Annotated in this window: 14 protein-coding genes; 5 read left to right on the top strand and 9 right to left on the bottom strand. The window is 68.7% G+C overall.

Annotated features, from left to right (window positions below):
* Positions 1-96: 96 nt before the first annotated feature.
* Both QQG74_RS11030 and QQG74_RS11025 read left to right on the top strand, forming a co-directional pair.
* Positions 97-762: a sugar transferase gene (locus tag QQG74_RS11030; protein WP_341720201.1), complete on the top strand. Its 666-nt coding sequence runs from the start codon at positions 97-99 to the stop codon at positions 760-762.
* Positions 759-1892, top strand: a complete 1134-nt coding sequence (locus QQG74_RS11025) for an aminotransferase class I/II-fold pyridoxal phosphate-dependent enzyme (RefSeq protein WP_341720200.1) — start codon at positions 759-761, stop codon at positions 1890-1892. The genes QQG74_RS11030 and QQG74_RS11025 overlap by 4 nt, the downstream gene beginning before the upstream one ends.
* A 47-nt stretch (positions 1893-1939) precedes the next feature.
* On the opposite strand, the gene wecB is transcribed toward QQG74_RS11025, so the two are convergent.
* From wecB to QQG74_RS11000, 5 genes are all read right to left on the bottom strand, one after another.
* Positions 1940-3064: a UDP-N-acetylglucosamine 2-epimerase (non-hydrolyzing) gene (gene wecB, locus QQG74_RS11020; protein WP_341720199.1), complete on the bottom strand. Its 1125-nt coding sequence runs from the start codon at positions 3062-3064 to the stop codon at positions 1940-1942.
* Entirely contained in the window at positions 3061-4299 is a 1239-nt protein-coding gene (locus QQG74_RS11015; RefSeq protein WP_341720198.1) for a glycosyltransferase family 4 protein, read from the bottom strand. The genes wecB and QQG74_RS11015 overlap by 4 nt, the downstream gene beginning before the upstream one ends.
* Entirely contained in the window at positions 4296-5423 is a 1128-nt protein-coding gene (locus QQG74_RS11010) for an NAD-dependent epimerase/dehydratase family protein (protein ID WP_341720197.1), read from the bottom strand. Before QQG74_RS11010 ends, QQG74_RS11015 begins: the two co-directional genes overlap by 4 nt.
* Positions 5417-6457, bottom strand: coding sequence for a polysaccharide biosynthesis protein (locus QQG74_RS11005; RefSeq protein WP_341720196.1), 1041 nt, complete (start codon positions 6455-6457; stop codon positions 5417-5419). The genes QQG74_RS11010 and QQG74_RS11005 overlap by 7 nt, the downstream gene beginning before the upstream one ends.
* Positions 6458-6625: 168 nt before the next feature.
* Positions 6626-8503 (bottom strand): nucleoside-diphosphate sugar epimerase/dehydratase, encoded by a 1878-nt coding sequence (locus tag QQG74_RS11000; protein WP_341720195.1) that lies wholly within the window; start codon positions 8501-8503, stop codon positions 6626-6628.
* 286 nt (positions 8504-8789) lie between these two features.
* On the opposite strand from QQG74_RS11000, the gene QQG74_RS10995 reads away from it, so the two are divergent.
* The 3 genes from QQG74_RS10995 (at position 8790) to QQG74_RS10985 (ending at position 12537) form a co-directional block, all read left to right on the top strand.
* Positions 8790-10100: a hypothetical protein gene (locus tag QQG74_RS10995; protein WP_341720194.1), complete on the top strand. Its 1311-nt coding sequence runs from the start codon at positions 8790-8792 to the stop codon at positions 10098-10100.
* An 80-nt stretch (positions 10101-10180) separates the two neighbouring features.
* On the top strand, positions 10181-11449 hold the full coding sequence (locus QQG74_RS10990; protein ID WP_341720193.1) for a glycosyltransferase: 1269 nt from the start codon (positions 10181-10183) through the stop codon (positions 11447-11449).
* A 5-nt stretch (positions 11450-11454) separates the two neighbouring features.
* Positions 11455-12537 carry a glycosyltransferase family 4 protein gene (locus QQG74_RS10985; protein WP_341720192.1) on the top strand — a complete coding sequence of 361 codons (1083 nt, stop codon included), beginning with the start codon at positions 11455-11457 and terminating at the stop codon, positions 12535-12537.
* An 11-nt stretch (positions 12538-12548) separates the two neighbouring features.
* Here the strand turns inward: QQG74_RS10985 and QQG74_RS10980 are convergent, their stop codons facing one another.
* Genes QQG74_RS10980 through QQG74_RS10965 form a run of 4 tightly spaced genes read right to left on the bottom strand, consistent with a single transcriptional unit; the run spans position 12549 to position 17931 of the window.
* Entirely contained in the window at positions 12549-13805 is a 1257-nt protein-coding gene (locus QQG74_RS10980; protein WP_341720191.1) for a hypothetical protein, read from the bottom strand.
* A 4-nt stretch (positions 13806-13809) separates the two neighbouring features.
* Positions 13810-14916 (bottom strand): polysaccharide pyruvyl transferase family protein, encoded by a 1107-nt coding sequence (locus QQG74_RS10975; RefSeq protein ID WP_341720190.1) that lies wholly within the window; start codon positions 14914-14916, stop codon positions 13810-13812.
* A complete protein-coding gene (locus QQG74_RS10970; RefSeq protein WP_341720189.1) occupies positions 14913-16070 on the bottom strand; it encodes a glycosyltransferase family 4 protein in 1158 nt (385 codons plus the stop codon). The genes QQG74_RS10975 and QQG74_RS10970 overlap by 4 nt, the downstream gene beginning before the upstream one ends.
* 16 nt (positions 16071-16086) lie before the next feature.
* Positions 16087-17931, bottom strand: coding sequence for an ABC transporter ATP-binding protein (locus tag QQG74_RS10965; RefSeq protein WP_341720188.1), 1845 nt, complete (start codon positions 17929-17931; stop codon positions 16087-16089).
* Positions 17932-18025 lie beyond the last annotated feature (94 nt).

Raw genomic sequence — 18025 nt, 5'->3', positions numbered from 1 at the left:
AGGGATATTCGCACCCTCTGGCTGATAGCTACCCGGGAAGTTTCGAGGGACAGTCACGTGATTCGGCGGAGGTAGTCGGTGCCGGTAGATGGTGCGGTGCTCCCGCAGGTTGCCCCCCGGACAGTGCGCCCGCAGCGCAGCAAGCGCCTGATCGATGTCGTCGCGGCGACCGTCCTGCTGGTGGTTCTCGCGCCGGTGATGGCCGTGACCGCCCTGGTGGTGCTGGTGCGGCTGGGCCGCCCGGTGCTGTTTCGGCAGTGCCGGACCGGTAAGCACGGGGTGTCGTTCGAGTTGGTCAAGTTCCGCACCATGCGTCCGCCGGATCCCGGCAGAGGTCTGGTGGCAGACCCGGACCGGCTCACCGCGCTGGGGCGCTGGCTGCGGTCCACCAGCCTGGACGAGTTGCCCACGCTGTGGAACGTGCTGCGCGGCGACATGAGCCTGGTCGGCCCCCGGCCACTGCTGCCGGAGTACCTGCCCCGCTACTCCGCCGCTCAGGCTCGGCGACACGAGGTACGCCCCGGCATCACGGGTCTGGCCCAGGTCCGCGGTCGCAACGGGCTCAGCTGGGAAGAGAAGTTCGAGTTCGATGTGGAGTACGTCGACACCCGGAGCCTGCGGCTCGATCTGTCCATCCTCCTCATGACCGTACGCACCGTGCTGCGCCGCGAGGGAATCTCGGCCGTCGGCCTCGCTACCGCGCCGGAGTTCCGGGGCACCACGGCCAGCCGCGCGGCTGCGCCGGACGGCGGGCACCGATGACCTACGCCGTGCATCTCTCCCGGCCCGACGTCGGACCGCTCGAAGAGTCGTACCTCATCGCCGCACTGCGTTCGGGCTGGGTGGCGCCCGCCGGTCCGGACCTGGAAGCCTTCGAGCGCGAGGTCGCCGGCCGACTCGGAACCCGGGGCGCGGTGGCGGTCAGCTCCGGCACCGCCGCACTGCACCTGGCCCTGCTGGGGGTGGGTGTCGGTCCGGAGGATGTGGTGGTCGTGCCCACGCTGACGTTCGTGGCCACGGCGAACGCGGTGCGCTACACCGGGGCCCGACCGGTCTTCGTCGACTGTGACCCACGCACCGGCAACCTCGACGTCGCGCTGCTCACCCGGTTGCTGCGCGAGCTGCGCAGTCGGCGTACGCGGGTCGGTGCCGTGGTCCCGGTGGACATGTTCGGCAGTTGTGCCGACTACACCGCGCTCCTGCCGGTCTGCGCCGAGTGGGAGGTGCCTGTCGTCGAGGACGCCGCCGAGGCTCTCGGGGCCACCCATGCCGGCCGGGCCGCCGGCACCTTCGGCCGGGGCGCGGCGCTCTCGTTCAACGGCAACAAGATCATGACCACCTCCGGCGGTGGCATGCTCGTCTCCGACGATCTCGCGCTGTTGACCCGGGCCCGATATCTGTCCACGCAGGCACGGGAACCCACGGTGCACTACGAGCACCGGGAGACCGGATACAACTACCGGCTCAGCAACCTGCTGGCCGCGCTGGGCCGGGCCCAGCTGGTGCGGCTGGACGGCATGATCGGCCGCCGCCGGCAGTTGCGCGACCGGTATGCGAAGCTCTTCGCCGCGGTGCCGGGTGTCGAGCTGCTCGGCGCCGACGACCCGGAATCGAACTGCTGGCTGACGGTCATCCGAGTGCGCCCGGAGCAGGCCGGCTGGCGGGCGGCCGACCTGGCCGCCCACCTCGCCGCCCGACACGTCGAGACGCGCCCGGTGTGGAAGCCGATGCATCTGCAACCGGCGTACGCGGGCGCGCAGAGCCTGCTCACCGGTGCTGCGGACGAACTGTTCGCCGAGGGCCTGACGTTGCCCAGCGGGAGCGCCCTCACCGAACGACAGATCACGTTCCTGCTCGGCGTGATCGACGACTTCCTGGCCACCCGCACCTGAGCCCGCAGCTGGGCGTCGCCTGCCGACGTCAGCGGCGGACCGCCGGGTCAGCGGCGGATGCCCGCCCAGTCGTGGTGTCGGCGGACGGTGGACAGCATGAAGTCGACCACCCGGCGGGAGGTGTCGGTCACCAGGTAGTCGGCCGGGCAGGGCACTCCGTGGGCACGGACCTGGTCGACCACGACCCGAACCGCCTCCACCACGCCCGCCGGATCGAGGCCGGTCATGATGATCCCGCCGACGTCAAGCGCCTCCGGACGCTCGATCGACTCACGCAAGGTCACCGCAGGGAAGCCCATGATCGCCGCCTCCTCGCTGATCGTGCCGCTGTCGGAGAGCGTGCAGTATGCCGCCGTTTGCAGGTGCACGTAGTCGAGCAGTCCGAACGGCTCGCTGAAGACGATCCCGTCCAGCATGGTCGCGTCCGGGGCCAGCGCCTCAAGCCGCTTGCGGGTACGCGGATGCGTCGAGACCAGCACCGGGAGATTCCAGTGGTCGCGGACCGCGCGCAGGCACTCCAGCAGCCGCGCGAGCCGGTCCGGGCGGTCCACGTTCTCCTCCCGGTGCGCACTGACCAGGAAGAAGCGGCGCGGGGCCAACTCCAGTTGTCGCAGGATCGTCGAGGCGGCGATGTCGGGCCGGTAATGTTCCAGCACCTCCCGCATCGGCGACCCGGTGTGCAGGATCCGCCGGGGGTGCAATCCCTCCGCCAGCAGGTTACGCCGGGCGTGCTCGGTGTAGACCAGGTTGAAGTCCGCGACATGGTCGACCAGGCGGCGGTTCGTCTCCTCCGGCACATTCAGATCGAAGCATCGGTTGCCGGCCTCCATGTGGTAGACCGGCACCCGCATCCGGCGTGCCATCAGCGCCGCGATGCAGCTGTTGGTGTCCCCGAGCACCAGCAGGGCGTCGGGTCGACTTTCCTCGATCGCCGCCTCGATGCCGACCAGCACACCGCCCAGCACCCGACCGAGCGAGGACGTGTCGACCCGGAGGAACCGGTCCGGCTCGCGCAGCCGCAGCTCGGTGAAGAACACGTCGGAGAGCGTGCTGTCCCAGTTCTGCCCGGTATGCACCAGCAGGTGGTCCACGGTCTCGTCGAGGCGGGCAATCACCCGGGACAGTCGGATGATCTCGGGTCGGGTGCCGACCACCGTCATGATCCGGGTCATGCCCGTCCTTTCCGTGCCGCCAACTTGGTCAGGATGTCCTCGAACTGGTCCACGCCGACCGGTAGACACATCCGCTCCTGGTAGAGCTGACGGGCCCGGCGGCCCATCTCGGCGCGCTCGCGCTCGGACGTGCCCGCGGCCGACCGGAACCGCTGCGCGAGCGCGCCCCAGTCCCCGGGCGGGCACACCAGGCCGGCTCGGGCCGACTCGACCACCGTCGCCGCCGCCCCGGGCAGTGCGGCGACCACCGGTCTGCCACACGCCAGGGCGGCCTGTAGTTTGGACGGCACGGTGCCGCGCAACCCGGGCAGGTCCCGCAGGCAGACCAACTGCCACTGGGCCGCGGCGTAGAGATCCGCCATCTCCTGCGGGGCACGCCGGGCGATGAACCGTACGTTGTCCGCGCCGATCTCGGCGGCGAGACGGCGGGCTGTCTCCTCTTCCGCACCTGACCCCACCAGCACCAGGTCCATCCGGTCGCGGACGGCGGCTGCCGCGCGGATCGCCGTGTCGACGCCCTGCAACGGCCCGAGGTTTCCGGCGAACATCACCGTGCACCGACCCCGGTACCCGAGTGCCGACCGGGCCGCTGCGGTGACCGGCACGGGCCGGAACAGCGCGTCGTCGGTCCAGTTCCACACCACGCGTACCCGGGCCGGGTCGGCACCGCGCTCGATGACCATGTCGGCCATCGCCGGGGAGATCACCACGATGGCCGACGCCATCCGGTAGGCCGTACGGATCAGGGCGTCCAGGCCGCCCGCCATTGCCCGACCGGCCAGCCCGGTGGGCGCCATGCCGGACTGGAGTACCGACTCCGGCCACATGTCCTGCACGTGCAGGACGATCGGCGTCCGCCGGGCGCAGCGGAGCAGGGCTGCCGCCGTGACGGCTGTCGGCGGTGGGTGATAGACGTAGGTGACATCGACACCCGCCAGCCAGCGGAGGCCGGCGAGGCCACTGCTGAGGCCGAAGGAGAGGTGACTCGCGGCCCGACGCAGTGCCGAGGTGTCATGACTGGGGTACGCCGGCACCCGCCGTACCGCTACCGGTCCCTGCCGCTCGACGTGCCGCCACCGCTGCCGCCAGCCCGGATAGATGCTGCCCTGCGGATAGCTGGGAAAGGTGGTGAGCACTCGTACGTCGTGCCCGCGTACCGCCAGTTGCTGTGCCAGGTTCCCCGGGATGAACACGCCCTCGGGCGGATACCACTGGCTGACCAGACCGATCCTCATCCGACCGCCGCCACTGGCCTCGGGATGCTCGCCTCCACCGGTTCGGGCCAGGTGTCGGGGCGTACCGGGTCAAACAACTCGTTGGTCCAGAACAGCGTGACCAGTTCATCGGAGCCCGTGTTGACAAGCTTGTGCACCCACATGGTCGGCATGTCGACGAGCGCCGGCTCGGTACCGCCGACCTGGAACCGCACCACCTCGGTGCCGCCCACCCGGCGCAGGCTGATCTCCGCCGAGCCGCGCAGCACCACGAACCGTTCCACCTTGGCCAGGTGATAGTGCTCTCCCCTGGTCGCTCCCGGGCGGGTGGTCGAGCAGAAGGTCTGACCAGCGCCACCATGCACCTTCACCGTCTCCACGAGTACGCCCCGCGCGTCGGCCCGGCGCGGCAGCACCAGCGGATAGTGCGCCGGGAAGCAGTGGGCGCGGTAGGTGTTGAACAGGCGCACCGTGTGGCGGTCGGTGAGCGGCGGAATCTCGCCGGTCCGGTAGCTGGCGGCCATCTCGGCCAGCCGCGTGGCGAGTTCTCGCACCCCGATGTCAAGCGCCGGCATGGTCGCGTCCCACGAGCCGTCGGTCGCCGTGCCGACGAGCCGGGCGGCGGCATCGGTGGCGTGCACCAGACTGAGTTCCCGGTCACCGTGCACATCGGGTCGCCCACCGTCGGCCAGCACCCGGCAGAAGGTCGCCACCACCGAGTTGTAGTGCGCCCGCCCGCCCTCGCCGTACAGGTTCGGCAGCAGGACATCGTCGACCGGTAGACCCGCCTCGGCGAGGATCGCCGAGACCTCGGCCTTGGCGTCGCCGTACGGGGTGCCGTTACCGGCCTGTACGGAATTGGCGTAGCCGATGGCCTTCGGTGGCGCGTCGGCGGCGCGCATCCCGGCGACCAGTTGCCTGGCGATCCTGAGGTTGCCGCTGGCGACCTCCGTCGGGTCGCCCCGGTTGATCCCGGCCAGGTGCAGCACCCGGTCCACGCCGGTGACCTTCGCGGCGACCGCGGTCGGGTCGGTCAGATCGTGGCGGGTGACGACGACCGGCTCCGGCCAACCCAGCGTCCGCAACAGCACGCGTACGTGCCAGCCGAGGAAGCCACCGGCACCGGTGACGGCAAGCCTCAGCACGCGGATACCGCATCCCGCAGGGCCAGTTCCGCGCGGACCTCCGGCAGGCTCCGCAGCAGCTCGACGATCTCGGCAACGCCGAGCCGCCGGGTGTTTGCCGAGTTGAAGTCCTCGGTCGGCCCGCCGCCCAGGTCACCCTCGGTGACGTAGAGCGCGTAGTTGAGGCCACGGACGTCCAACGGCACACGCAGGAACTCGCCGAAGTCCTCGGCCCGCAGCAACTCCTCCCGGCTGGCCAGCGTCTCGTCGGACTTCTCGCCGTGCCGGACACCTATGACGTCCAGCTTGGCCGGGACGTCGAAGAGTTGGCAGAGGGCCTCGGCCAGGTCGCCGATGGTGCAGGCCGGCGCCTTGCGGACGAAGATGTCGCCGGGTCGGGCGTGCTCGAAGGCGTGCTCCACCAGGGCCACGGAGTCGTCGAGCGACATCAGGAACCTGGTCATCTGCGGATCGGTCACCGTGAGCGGCCGGCCGGCTTTGATCTGTTCGATGAACAGCGGGACCACCGAGCCGCGCGAATACAGGACGTTGCCGTAGCGGACGCAGGAGACCGTGGTGGCGCTGCTCGGGTTGTTGCGGGCGTACGCCTGGGCGACCTTCTCCATCATCGCCTTGCTCATGCCCATGACGTTCACCGGATAGACGGCCTTGTCGGTGCTCAGCACCACCACCGACCGCACGCCGTTGCGTTCGGCCGCCTCGATCACGTTTGTGCTGCCGAGGATGTTCGTCCGCACCGCCTCCAGCGGAAAGAACTCGCAGGACGGCACCTGTTTGAGCGCCGCGGCGTGGAAGACGTGATCGACGCCGCGACTGGCGCGCAGCACCGAGTCGCGGTCCCGCACGTCCCCGACGTGGTACCGGACCCGCTCGTCGCCGAAGATTCGACGCATGTCGTCCTGCTTGGCCTCGTCCCGGCTGAACACCCGGACCTCGTCCACATTCCGGTCGAGCAGGCGACGCACCATGGTCCGGCCGAAGGACCCGGTCCCGCCGGTAATCATCACCCGCCGTGCTGCGGTCAAGAAATTCACTGCCGCTCCGTTCGTCACTGTTCGGTACGGCGGCGTTGTCCGGGGACGGCGTCTGCCGCTGCATTCCAGCCAACGAGAAGACGGTGCTCCAGAAACGCCACAAAGCACTCAGTTCATAGAATTTTTAGAAAATGCCGGCACAATAAGGTGATCTCTTCCCAGAAGAGATCAACGAGGCAGCGGTATCTCCGGCTGGCACTCGATGCCGGTCGCGCTGGGTAGCCGGCCGCAGAGACGCGCCAACTCGTTGATCGCCTTCTCCGGCTCGTCGAACGGATCCAGCCCGCTGATGTCCAACGGCGCCAGCACCGGCACCGGGACGTGTGAGATCAGCGGATGCAGCGGACGATGGTCGGCCTCGGCCAGGCCCAGCAGGTCCTCGTGCAGCTTCTCCCCCGGCCGCAGGCCGGTGTAGACGATCGGGACCGGGGTGCCCGCCTGGGCCACCATCCGGCGCGCCAGGTCGTCGATGCGGACCGGCTCACCCATGTCCAGCACCAGCGCCTCCCCGTCGCGGCCGATGCTCGCCGCCTGGAGCACCAGATGCACCGCCTCCTGCACGGTCATCAGGTACCGCGTCACCTCGGGGTGGGTGACGGTCAGCGGCTGCCCGGACTCGATCTGCCGCTGGAAGGCGGTCAACACCGAGCCACGACTGCTGAGCACGTTGCCGAACCGGACACTGAGGAAGGTGCCCGGATGGACAGCCGCCGCGTGCGCGGTGAGCATTTCCGTGATGCGTTTCGAATAGCCGAGCACGCTTATCGGGTTCGCCGCCTTGTCGGTGGAGATGTTGACGAAGCGGGTGACATCCCGGCATGCGTCGAGAATGGTGAGCGTTCCCCAGATGTTTGTCTTGATCGCCTCGCCGGGATACCGCTGCAACAGGGTCAGATGCTTCAGCGCCGCGGCGTGGAAGACGATCTCGGGCCGGCGCTCCCGCATGATGCGCCGAATGCCCTCGTCGTCGCGCAGGTCGGCGAGGATGAGTTCGGAACTGTCCAGCAGTGCCCGCCCGGTCAGCGACATCTGAAGGCTGTGCAGGGCGGACTCGTCCCGGTCGAGCATCATCAGCTCGCCGGGATTCGCCCGCATGATCTGGCGGCACAGCTCCGAGCCGATCGAGCCCCCGGCACCGGTGACCAGTACCCGTCGTCCGGTGAGTCCGTTGTCGTCAAGGGTCAGGTCGCTGACCACCTGGCGCCTGCCCAGCAGGTCACTGACCCGGACATCGCGTACGTCACTGACGGTGATTCGATGATCCACCAACTCCCGGACCGGTGGCAGCACCTTGAACGCGGCACCGGTGCGGAGGGTGGCCTCGCCGATCTCCCGGATCAGCGTGGCGTTCGCATTCGCCACACAGAAGATCACGGCGGTCGCCTTGGTGCGCTGGACGGCACTGTCCAGTTCGCCGCGACCGCCCAGCACCCGGACACCGGCGATGCGCAGGTCGCGTTTGTCCGGGTCGTCGTCGAGCGCGCCGACCGGCAGGTACCGGCCCTTCGGGTCGCTGAGCATCGCACGCACCAGGCCCTGGCCGGCTTCGCCGAGACCGAACAGCAGCACCGGAGTAGCCGAACGGGCATCCGGGCGCATGGCGCGGTCCCGCCGGTGCCGGTACAGCAGGCGGAAGCTGAGCATCAACAGCAGCGCCAACCCGCCACCGACCAGAGGGCTGCTGGCGGGTATCGGACGGTCACCGGAGGCGAGCAGCGCAATCAGGACGGCGGTGGCCGTGGCGGCGGTGGTACCGGCGAGTCCGCGTACCTCCTCGATGCTGCCCAGCGGCTGGCGCCCGGCGTGAATCCGCCGGATGGCACTGACCCCGAGGTGCAGCACGGCGGCGGCGAACCCGAGCATCGCCGCACTCACCACCTGGCTGGCGGTGAGGCCGTACTCGTACCTCGCCCAGGTGGCGACCAGGAAACCGCCGATCCAGGCGAACCCGTCGGCGCCCACGAAGCCGGCGGTGCGACGAGTCGCGGCGGCCCGGGCGACGGTTGTTGATTCGGCCTGCTGGACACGCTGAACGTCCGTCGGCATGTACCACTCCCTGCTCTGGTCGTGGCCCTCGGCAGGTCAGGCCACGTGCATCCCCTAAGTACTTAGCGGGTGCTGCGCCGGAAGTCGTCTTTTTCACGTTTTTCGACCGCGCGTCCGGTTAAACGGGTTCGTCGGCCGGCAGGCGGCAGGCGGCAGGCGGCAGGCGGCAGGCGGCAGGCGGCAGGCGGCAGGCGGCAGGCGGCAGGCGGCAGGCGGCAGGCGGCAGCGCGTAACCAAGTTTTCCCAGCTGTCGTTGCGCGTAGTGCCCCGGAAAGGTCTATCGCTGATGCACCTGCACCTGCTGCGGAAAGCCGTTCTCGCCGACCGGCACCGTCGGCTCGCCCGTCAGATCGCCGTTTACGACGCGGCACCGTCCCGCGCGGAGATCGAGCGGCACCAGGTCCAGCGATTCAACGAAACATGGGCGTACTGCCTTGCGAAGTTGCCGTTCTACCGGTCCTGGCGACAGGAGCACGGATTGCCCGAACGGATCGAGCGGCCCCACCAACTCGCGGATTTCCCGCCGCTGACCAAGGAAGTGCTGATCGCCCGTACCGACGAGATCTTCGAGGGCGGCCGGATCACGCGGTACTACACCACCGGTGGCAGTACCGGTCAACCCACCCGGTACCCGCGCGGTCCGGGCGAGACGACGGATCGCTGGGTGGACGCCTATCTGGGTCGACACTGGGCCGGCATCCGACCGACCGACCCCAGCGTTTTGCTGTGGGGCCATTCGCACCTGTTCGGCAGCGGATGGCGGGGACAGGTGGCCCAGGTCCGACGGAATCTCGCCGATCGCCTCATGAACATCACTCGCCAGAACGCCTACGATCTCACCGAATCCGCACTGACTGGCCACTACGAGGCGGTACGCCGAACCGACCCGGTGTCCCTGGCCGGTTATGCGTCGGCAGTGGCCAAGCTGGCCCGGTTCGTCGAGCGGAACGACCTCGACCTCGGTGACCAGAGGCGGCTTCGGGCCGTCGTGATGTGTGCCGAGACCGCCTACGACGCGGACATCGAGGCGATCGAGCGGGTCTTCCGAGCGCCTGCCGTCATCGAGTACGGCTCAGCCGAGACCGGCGTACTGGCGATGTCATACCAGCGGGCGCACGTCATCCGGGTGTTCTGGGACAGCTTCCTCTGCCTGGTCTCCGACGAGCGCGAGTTGCTTGTCACGACCCTCGCCCGACGACTGTTTCCCCTGGTCAACTACGCGATTGGTGATCGCGTCGAGCCGAGCGACGCGGTACGCGGCAATGCGCTGTCGTTCCGCGCGGTGCTCGGCCGCCGGCAGGACGTCGTCCGGGTGGCCGCCGCGTCGGGCGTGCTCGATCTTTCCGCGATCCTTCCGGTGCACATCCTCAAGTCGTACCCGGGAATCATCGGCGTGCAGTTCCAGCAACTGCGGCGCGATGAACTACGGATTCTCGTGGAGGCCGATCGTGACCTCGACCTGGACGAGGTCACCTCGTATTTCGTGCGGGAACTCCGCAAGGACCATCCGGACCTGGACCACCGGTCCGTCACTTTCCAGCAGGTAGCCGAGGCGGTGAAGACCCGCGCGGGCAAACATGCCCTCTTCGTCCCCTGAGGCACGTCGACAGTCGTCGCCGACTGCCGTGCGACACCAGCAACCGCCACTTGCGCAGTGCGAACCGTTCGGAGGAGACGATGAACCACGGGGGCAGCACGGCCCCGGCGACGGTGCCCCGGACGCCAGCGCCCACCTACCGGGTGCTGGCCACCTGCGGTTTCTTCGCGCCGGGCTTTCGGGCCGGTGGTCCGATCCGGTCGGTCATGAGCATGCTCGACACCCTTGCCCCGGACGTCCGACTGGCCCTGGTCACCAGCGATCGCGATTTCGGCTGCCGACAGCCCTATCCGGGTCTTTCCGGCCGGTGGCGCACGTGGTCGCGGTGCCGGGTGTTCTACCTCAACCGCCGTAGCCTGCCGCAGTGGTTTCGGCTGTGGCGTGCTCAACGGGCGGCCGGGCCGTACGACCTGCTCTACCTCAACAGCGCCTGGGATCCGGTCTTCTCGATCCTGCCGGTGCTCGCGACGGTCCTGGGACTGGTTTCGGCGCAACGGATCCTCATCGCGCCGCGCGGGGAGTTCTCTGCTGGCGCGCTCGGCATCCGGGGCCGCAAGAAGCGCCTGTTCCTGGCGGTCTGGCGCCGGGTTCTCCGGCGGCGCGACGTGCTCTGGCATGCGACGAACCACAGTGAGGCGGCGAGCATCCGGGCCCTCATCCCGGACGCCGAGATAGTGCTGCGGGCCAACGACACCCTGCTGCCGGCGGAGCCCCTGCCGCCGGTCGATCATGGCGATTCGCGACTCCGACTCGTCTTCATCAGTCGGATCTCGCCGATGAAGAACCTCGACCTGGCGTTGCGGTCCATGGCGTCGGTCACCCGACCCCTGATCTTCGACATTTACGGGCCGGTGGATGACAGGTCGCACTGGAAGGAGTGTCAACGGTTGATCGGCAACCTGCCGGCCACCGTGACGGTCAGCTACCACGGGCCGCTGGATCCGGCGGAAGTCCCCACCACCTTCGCCCGCTACGACGCCTTTGTGCTGCCCACCAGGGGAGAGAACTTCGGGCACGTCATCGCCGAGAGCTTGTCGGCCTCGTGTCCGGTGGTCTGCTCGGCGCAGACGCCGTGGACCGACGTCCTCCGGCACGGCGGCGGCGTTGTCCTGCCCGAGCTGTCCGAGGCGGAGCTGGGCCGGGTCATCGAGGCGATGGCTGCCACCGACGCCAGCGAACGTTACGCGCGGCGAACCGCCGCCGGGGCGGCTTTCCGAGGCTGGCGACGCAGACCCCCCGAGCCCGGTGTGATCGAGCTGGTCCGTAGCGGCTCGGTGCTCAGTCCGAGCGGGCCGCCGTCAGGCCGGCCAGCGGTGCGGACGGCAGGCACCGGAGGAAGAGGAGTGTGAGCGGCATGGCACAGGTGCTGTTCATCATCGACGTGCCGACCCCGTACCGGAATCCGGTGCTGAACCATCTGCATCGCGAAGGGCTGGACGTGCTCGCGCTCTACCACTGGAGCACCGCGGGACGCGGCTGGGGATCGGTCGTGCCGGACCATCCCCACCAGATCCTCAGCGGCGGACGCATCGCGAGATGCGCCACCGCAATCCGCGCCGTGCGCGATCCCGACCTGAAGGTCCTCTGCTGCTACGGCTACGCCCGACCGGCAAACGTCCTCGCCGTGCTCCTCGCCCGGTTGCGCGGAGTTCGCATCGTGCTCCGCTCGGACAGCAACTGGCTCCGCGAGCAGCGGCGTCCCCGGTACCGGCGCTGGGCCAAGCGGCTGCTGCTGCGGGCGATCTTCGGTCGCCGGGCCCGGGTCTGGACCGTGGGAGCGGTGAACGACCGTTACTGGGCGGAGTACGGGTTCCCCGATCGACACCTGATCCCGTACGGGCTACCCCATCCACCCGTGGCAAGCCCGCCGGAGGCGACCGCGTTCCGGGCCCGGCACGACCTCGGTGCGGGGTTTGTCGTCCTCTTCGTCGGCCGGCTCGAGCAGATCAAGGGAGTGGACACTCTGCTGGCGGCCTTTCGGGCTACTGACGACCCCGACTCGCGGCTGGTGATCGTGGGCAATGGCCCGACGCGGTCGATCGTGGACCACGCTGCCGCCGCCGATCCGCGCATCCGCGTCCTCGGCGCACTGCCCCAGGAGGAACTCGGGCCGGTCTACGCGGCGGCCGACCTGTTCGTCCTGCCGTCCCGGTCCGAAGCCTGGGGCCTCGTGGTGGCCGAGGCACAGGCCAATGGCGTACGGGTTGCCGTGAGCGACGTGGTGGGCTGCCATCCCGACCTGGTCACCCCAGACAACGGCTGGGTCTTTCCGGTCGACGATGTCGAACGTCTGACCGGGGTCCTGGCGGAGGCTCGCGCCCTGAAGAGCGCCAACCGGATCCGGATACCCCCCACCCCTGCGTACCACGCGGGGCCGGCGATGTTGGTCGAACTCGCCGCCGCCGGCGTCCGCCCCAGGCCGCTGAGTCGCCATTAGGTACTGCCGATTCAAGGTGAATTCGATGTCGGATGCTGTGCCAGCACCAAACCCGAGCCCGCCGAGCCCACTGCACGCCGCCTCAACCACGAACTCCAGCCATGAGCGGCTGGAGCACTAGCAGCACTCTCACACTTCGCCAATGCACACCAGGTAGCCAGAAAACACATCGTCATGGGCCCTACCGGCGTGAGTAGCCAGCCCTCGAAAAAGCTGTGCACGACCATCGCGCCGGCGAACAGCAGGGTTCGTCGGCCAACCTTTGCCGAGCAATAAATGATCACCGCGTACATCGCCAAAATGACGATACCGCCGACGAGCCCCGCGTGGGTAAGTGCGCGCAGCGGCGTGCTGGCCACCTGAACCACCTCGGCATCCAGGCCGATGCCCCGCCATTCAGTGCCTTTCAAAACTGCCATGGTGTATTCGTAGGAGTCAGTCCGCGAATTGTTGGATCGGAGGATTGTCAGATCACTTTCCGTCACCCAGCCCGGGTGCGCCAGCACCAAGACAAGGCTGGACATTCCAAGCAATAGCCACAAGGGCCGCAGCGGCCCCCGCCGCAGCGCGAGGTTCGCCGTCACCAACAGCACCGTGGCGACGAGCGCCGCACGGCTTCCTGACCACACCAGCGCGACCCCGGTCACGGCGCCCGCAGCAAACAGCCAGCTATTGAATCTCTGGTATGACAGGATGAGCGCAAAGGTGAGAACCGTGTAGAACCCGAGTAGGTTCGGATTGACGGTGAGCCCTCTCAGCCGATCTCCGAGCAGGCCATCGCTCGGCCTGAGTAGCCCGAAGGCAACGCTGCCTGACATCACCAAAAGCAGTGCCACGAAGACACCATTGCGAATTTGCGCCCCAGGGATCCACCGAACGAAGATACTTCCGTAGATCACCGCCAGCACGGCACCCGCAATGTAGAGCAAGAACTCCCAGTACATCCCGTGCCCTACGGTGGAGAACGCCAGGTATGCCACTATCGTCGCAGTCAGCGCCCGAACAAACTGAATGCAGTTCGGAACCTGCCTGAGTTCCCCGCTCGGAACCTGGACAGCTGGATTCCAGATAACCCCGGCAAGCACGAGTACGCTGGCGAACCGCACAATCTCGGACAGCCCGGTGCTGGCCGTTCCCTCCAGGTATGTTGACGAGCACACCACCAAGATGATCGACATTGCGACCATCGCCGAGGCAGGTATGAACAGCACGTTGAGTAGAAACAGAACTGCCGCGCCGAGCAACCCGGCTTCCGCTGTTAGGCCCATGCCGCTATCCGTTCAAAATGTCGTACGCCTCGAACGCAGCGGCGCTGATCGCCGCGCGACGCATGGTGACCTGCTCGATCAGCGTCTTTATCGTCGCCTCTCGCTCCTCGTAGAGCTGACCGGTCATCGCGGCAAGGGCCGCCGCAGTCGTCTCCGATGTGCGCAGCGTCCAACGCCCGGTGCCGACCGACTCCTGGAAGTCCCGACACTTCGGGCGGTACTCAAGGGCGATCGACGGGGTGGCCACGCACGCGGCGCCGACGACCGCGTGCAGCTTCTGGGCGACGAGCAGGTCGATGTCCTTCAGCACGCGCCGCATCGTGCCAACGGTGCGCAGCTCGGCGGCGAGGACGGCGGGGCAGCCAAGCTCGGCGGCGACCGACGCGGTGATCGGATCGTCGCTGTCCCACACCGAGATGAGCACCACCTGTAGGCCACGCTCCTGCATCAGGTGGCCGTACGCCACCACGGCGCGGACCAGATCCGCTGGGTTGCGCTGCCACTGGTTGCCGGTGATCCCGAGGTTGATGCCGATCCGCCCCACGGCGGGCCGGTCGTGCAGGTCGGCGTCGAGCGCGAACAGCAGGACCGGATCGCCACTGACCTGCGCATCGATGCCGGCGGTACGCAGCAGGTCCCGGGAGAGCGGACCACGCACCCACACCTTCGGCATGGCGCGCAGCAGCGGGATCCAGGCCCGAAGTTCGCTGCTGTCGCCGGGAGTGCCGACGGACGGCATGGCCGGGTCGTCGACTCCGGTGCCGAGGTTGACCACCGGGTGCTCGGGCAGCAGGGCCAGCGCCGATTCGAGCCCCCGCCGGAAACCGGGCGACCCGATAAGCGTGCCGCCGCCCAGCACGGTCCCGCGCAACTGACGACGCCGCACGATGCCGGGCCCCAGGAGCGCCGGGAGGGTGTGCACCTGCCGCAGCGGAATGTCGGGGAGCGCATGCTGGTGCGCCCAGTACAGGAGATTGTCACCGAGATTGAGGTTCCCCGGCACCCGCGGACCGACATACACCGCAGTGCCGACCTCGGCCGTGCTGATCCGCACCGAGTCGTGCGCGTACGTGACGATTCGGCTCGCCATCTTGCGGAGGCTTCCGGTCATGACGCCAGCACCGCCGCCCGCTCCGTCACGGATCTGCGGAGCACGTCGGCCAGTGCCTCGGCGTGGGCCTGCCAGGTACACCGGTCGGCGAGCGCCCGGCCGTACGCGACGGCCTGTTCGTACTGCGCCGGACTCGACAGGATCGCGGTGGCCTTCGCCAGGATCTCCTGGCCGTCGTCCGCGTCGTGCAGGTACCGGTCGTCATCGACGAGGGCCGCGATGCCGGCGGACCGGGGCATGATCGTGGGCACGCCCACCGCCATCGCCTCCAGGTACACGCAGCCGAACGCCTCGACGCGGGACGGCAACACGAACAGGTCGGACTGGCGCAGAATCTCCGCCACCTCGGCGGGTGCCAGCCGACCGGTGAAGTGGATCCGGTCGTGGTGGCCCAACTGGTCACGCAGCCTTGCCAACCGCTGTCGTTCGGGGCCGTCGCCCACCACCCACCAGCTCGCCGCAGGCCAGGTTTCCCGTACCGCGGTGAAGGCCCGCAGGACGGTCTCCTGGTTCTTGTTGGCGCCCACATTCCCGACGGAGACGAAGCGTGGAAAGTCGGCTGCGCTCGCCCGCGCGGAAGCGGAGACGGCGCGTCGAGGGAATGCGTCAAGTGGCACCCCGTTGGGTATGACCGTGCAGGCCCGCCGCAGCTCGGGTGGTAGATCCTCCCGAACACCGGCACCGACGGCGACAAGCGCCGCCGCCCGTGCCAGGGAAGCGGCGATGATGCGCCGACGGATCGGATCGGTGCGGGCGCCCGAGGAGGTCATCGGCTGGCGGCCGTGCAGCACCACCACCACCGGCGTGTTCACCCGCCGCAGCAGCGTGCTCATCCACGGGCCTTCGGCCAGGACGGCGTCGCAGCTTCCGGACCAGAGCCGCCCCCCATCGAGCAGTGCGGCGAAGTGACGCGAGCCGAAGAATCGGCTACTCGACGACGCAACAACCGTCCGCGTGTCCGGGTCGATCTCGTGCACCGTGAACACCGGGCCCCGCCGGTTCACCTTGAACACCCGTACCCGCACACCGGATGCGCGCAGCGCCTCGCACTGGTTGGCGATGAAGGTGCCGTCCCACGGATGGTCGGCGTCCGGGTACCAGGGGGTGAGTACCGCGACCGTCATCCGGCCGCCGGTGGCAATGTCTGTCCGCACGGTTGTCGCTCCACTCTCAGCTGGTCGCGGGCACTTCGGTCAGGGCATGTCGGGGTGGTGGATGCGACGCCGACAGGGTGCGGATCCGCTCGATACGCCCCTGCTCCAGTAGCACCTGGGTGTCACAACGCTCGATGGTGCTGAGCCGGTGCGCGACCATCACGATGGTGACCTCGCCGTGCAGCCGTTCGATCGTGGAGACGATCTGCTCCTCGGTCGCGCCGTCGAGCGCGGCGGTTGCCTCGTCGAGCACCAGGATGCGCGGCCGGTGGTACAGCGCGCGGGCGATCCCGATGCGTTGGCGCTGGCCGCCCGACATGCGTACGCCTCGCTCGCCGAGGCGGCTGTCCAGGCCGCCCGCCAGCCCGTCGACCAGGTCACGCAACTGAGCCAACTCCAGCGCCCGCCAGACGGCCTCGTCGTCGATGTCCGGGTCGTCGAGCCCCAGCGCGACGTTGCGCCGTACGGTGTCGTCCACGATCACGGTCTCCTGCGGCACGTAGCCGATCTGCCGACGCCAGGAGGCGAGATTGGCCCGGGTGATCTGCACACCGTCGACGTAGAGTCCGCCGGCGGTGGGCAGCAGCAGACCGGTGAGCACGTCGACGAGGGTCGTCTTCCCCGAACCCGACGTCCCGCTGATGCCCACCGACTCGCCGTACCGGATGACCAGGTCGACCGCGTGCAGCACCGACGTCGGCGCGGACGGGTACCGGTAGCTGAGGCCGCGGAACTCGATGTGTTCCCGGAACGACACGGGTGCCGTGGGCGTCCCGGCTGGCGCGTGGCTGCCACTGGCTGCGGCCAACGACAGATCCCGCTCGATCGTGTCGATGCTGCCGGCACCGGCTCTGATGGTGTTCAGCGCCACCAGCAACCGCTGCACCGAGGGCAGCAGGCGCATGGATCCGGCGAGGATGACGCCGATGGAGCCGAGCGCGCCGGCGCGACCGTCGTAGAGCGCCACCGCGGCGATCGTGGCGGCCACGACGAGGACGACCGACTCAAGGTAGTAGCGCGAGAGGTTGGACATGAAGAGCAGACCTCGCAGGGCCTGGGTGTGCTGGTGGCGGGAGGTGTCAAAGCGGGAGATCACCTGAGCGCGGCGCTCAAGGATGGTGAGCACCTTTACCGCACCGAGTCCCTCCTGGACGATGCGCTGGTCCAGGGCGCTGAGCCGCTCGTCGTCGAGACCGATGCGGCGCGCCTTGCGTCGAACCCCCACCAGATAGAGCGCCATCGCCAGGCCCAGCGTGGTCATCGAGGTCAGCGCGGGCATCGGCTCCATGACCAGGAGCGCACAACCGAGCCCCACGATGAGGGCGCCCTCGATGATGACGACGGCACCCGGCAGCAGGACGCGGGCTATGATCAACCGCACGGACACGGCGACCGTCCGGGTGAGTTCGGCCGAGTGATGTTCCAGATGAAACCCGTAATCGGCGGTGAGGAACGTCCGGAACAGCCGCGTCGACAGGCCGGCCTCTGCCCGGGCCAGCACGCTCGCCTGCCACCAGGCCACGATCGAGGCGAACACACCACGGGCGATGAGCAGACCGATCGCGATCGTCCCCACGGTGGCGACGTACGCGGTTGGCGACCCTGCCCCCACGATGCCCTGGGTGATGCCGATGAGGCTCTTCGGTCCGGCGGTGGAGAGCAGGGCGGGTGTGGTCAGCACCTGCACCACGGCAGCCAGCGCGATGAAGCCGACGAGTTCCAGGACCATCACGACGAGCGCGGCCGGCACGGCGAGGATGTAGCGGCGACGGGACTGGCGGTCGAGCAGCGCCATGGCCCGCCGCAGCGTACGCACCATCCCGTCGTTGCCGGCAGGCGCTTCCGTGCTGCCCAGAGTCATCGCACTCCCCATCGTTCGCGTGACCGTGGCGGCGTGACCACGGAACCTCGGTCCAGACTGCCGAAATGAAGCATAAATGAGAAACAAGGGATTT

Source organism: Micromonospora sp. FIMYZ51 (assembly GCF_038246755.1).
Lineage (GTDB): Bacteria > Actinomycetota > Actinomycetes > Mycobacteriales > Micromonosporaceae > Micromonospora.
Note: the sequence above shows the minus strand (reverse complement) of the source record. Positions and strands in the feature narration are given on the sequence as shown.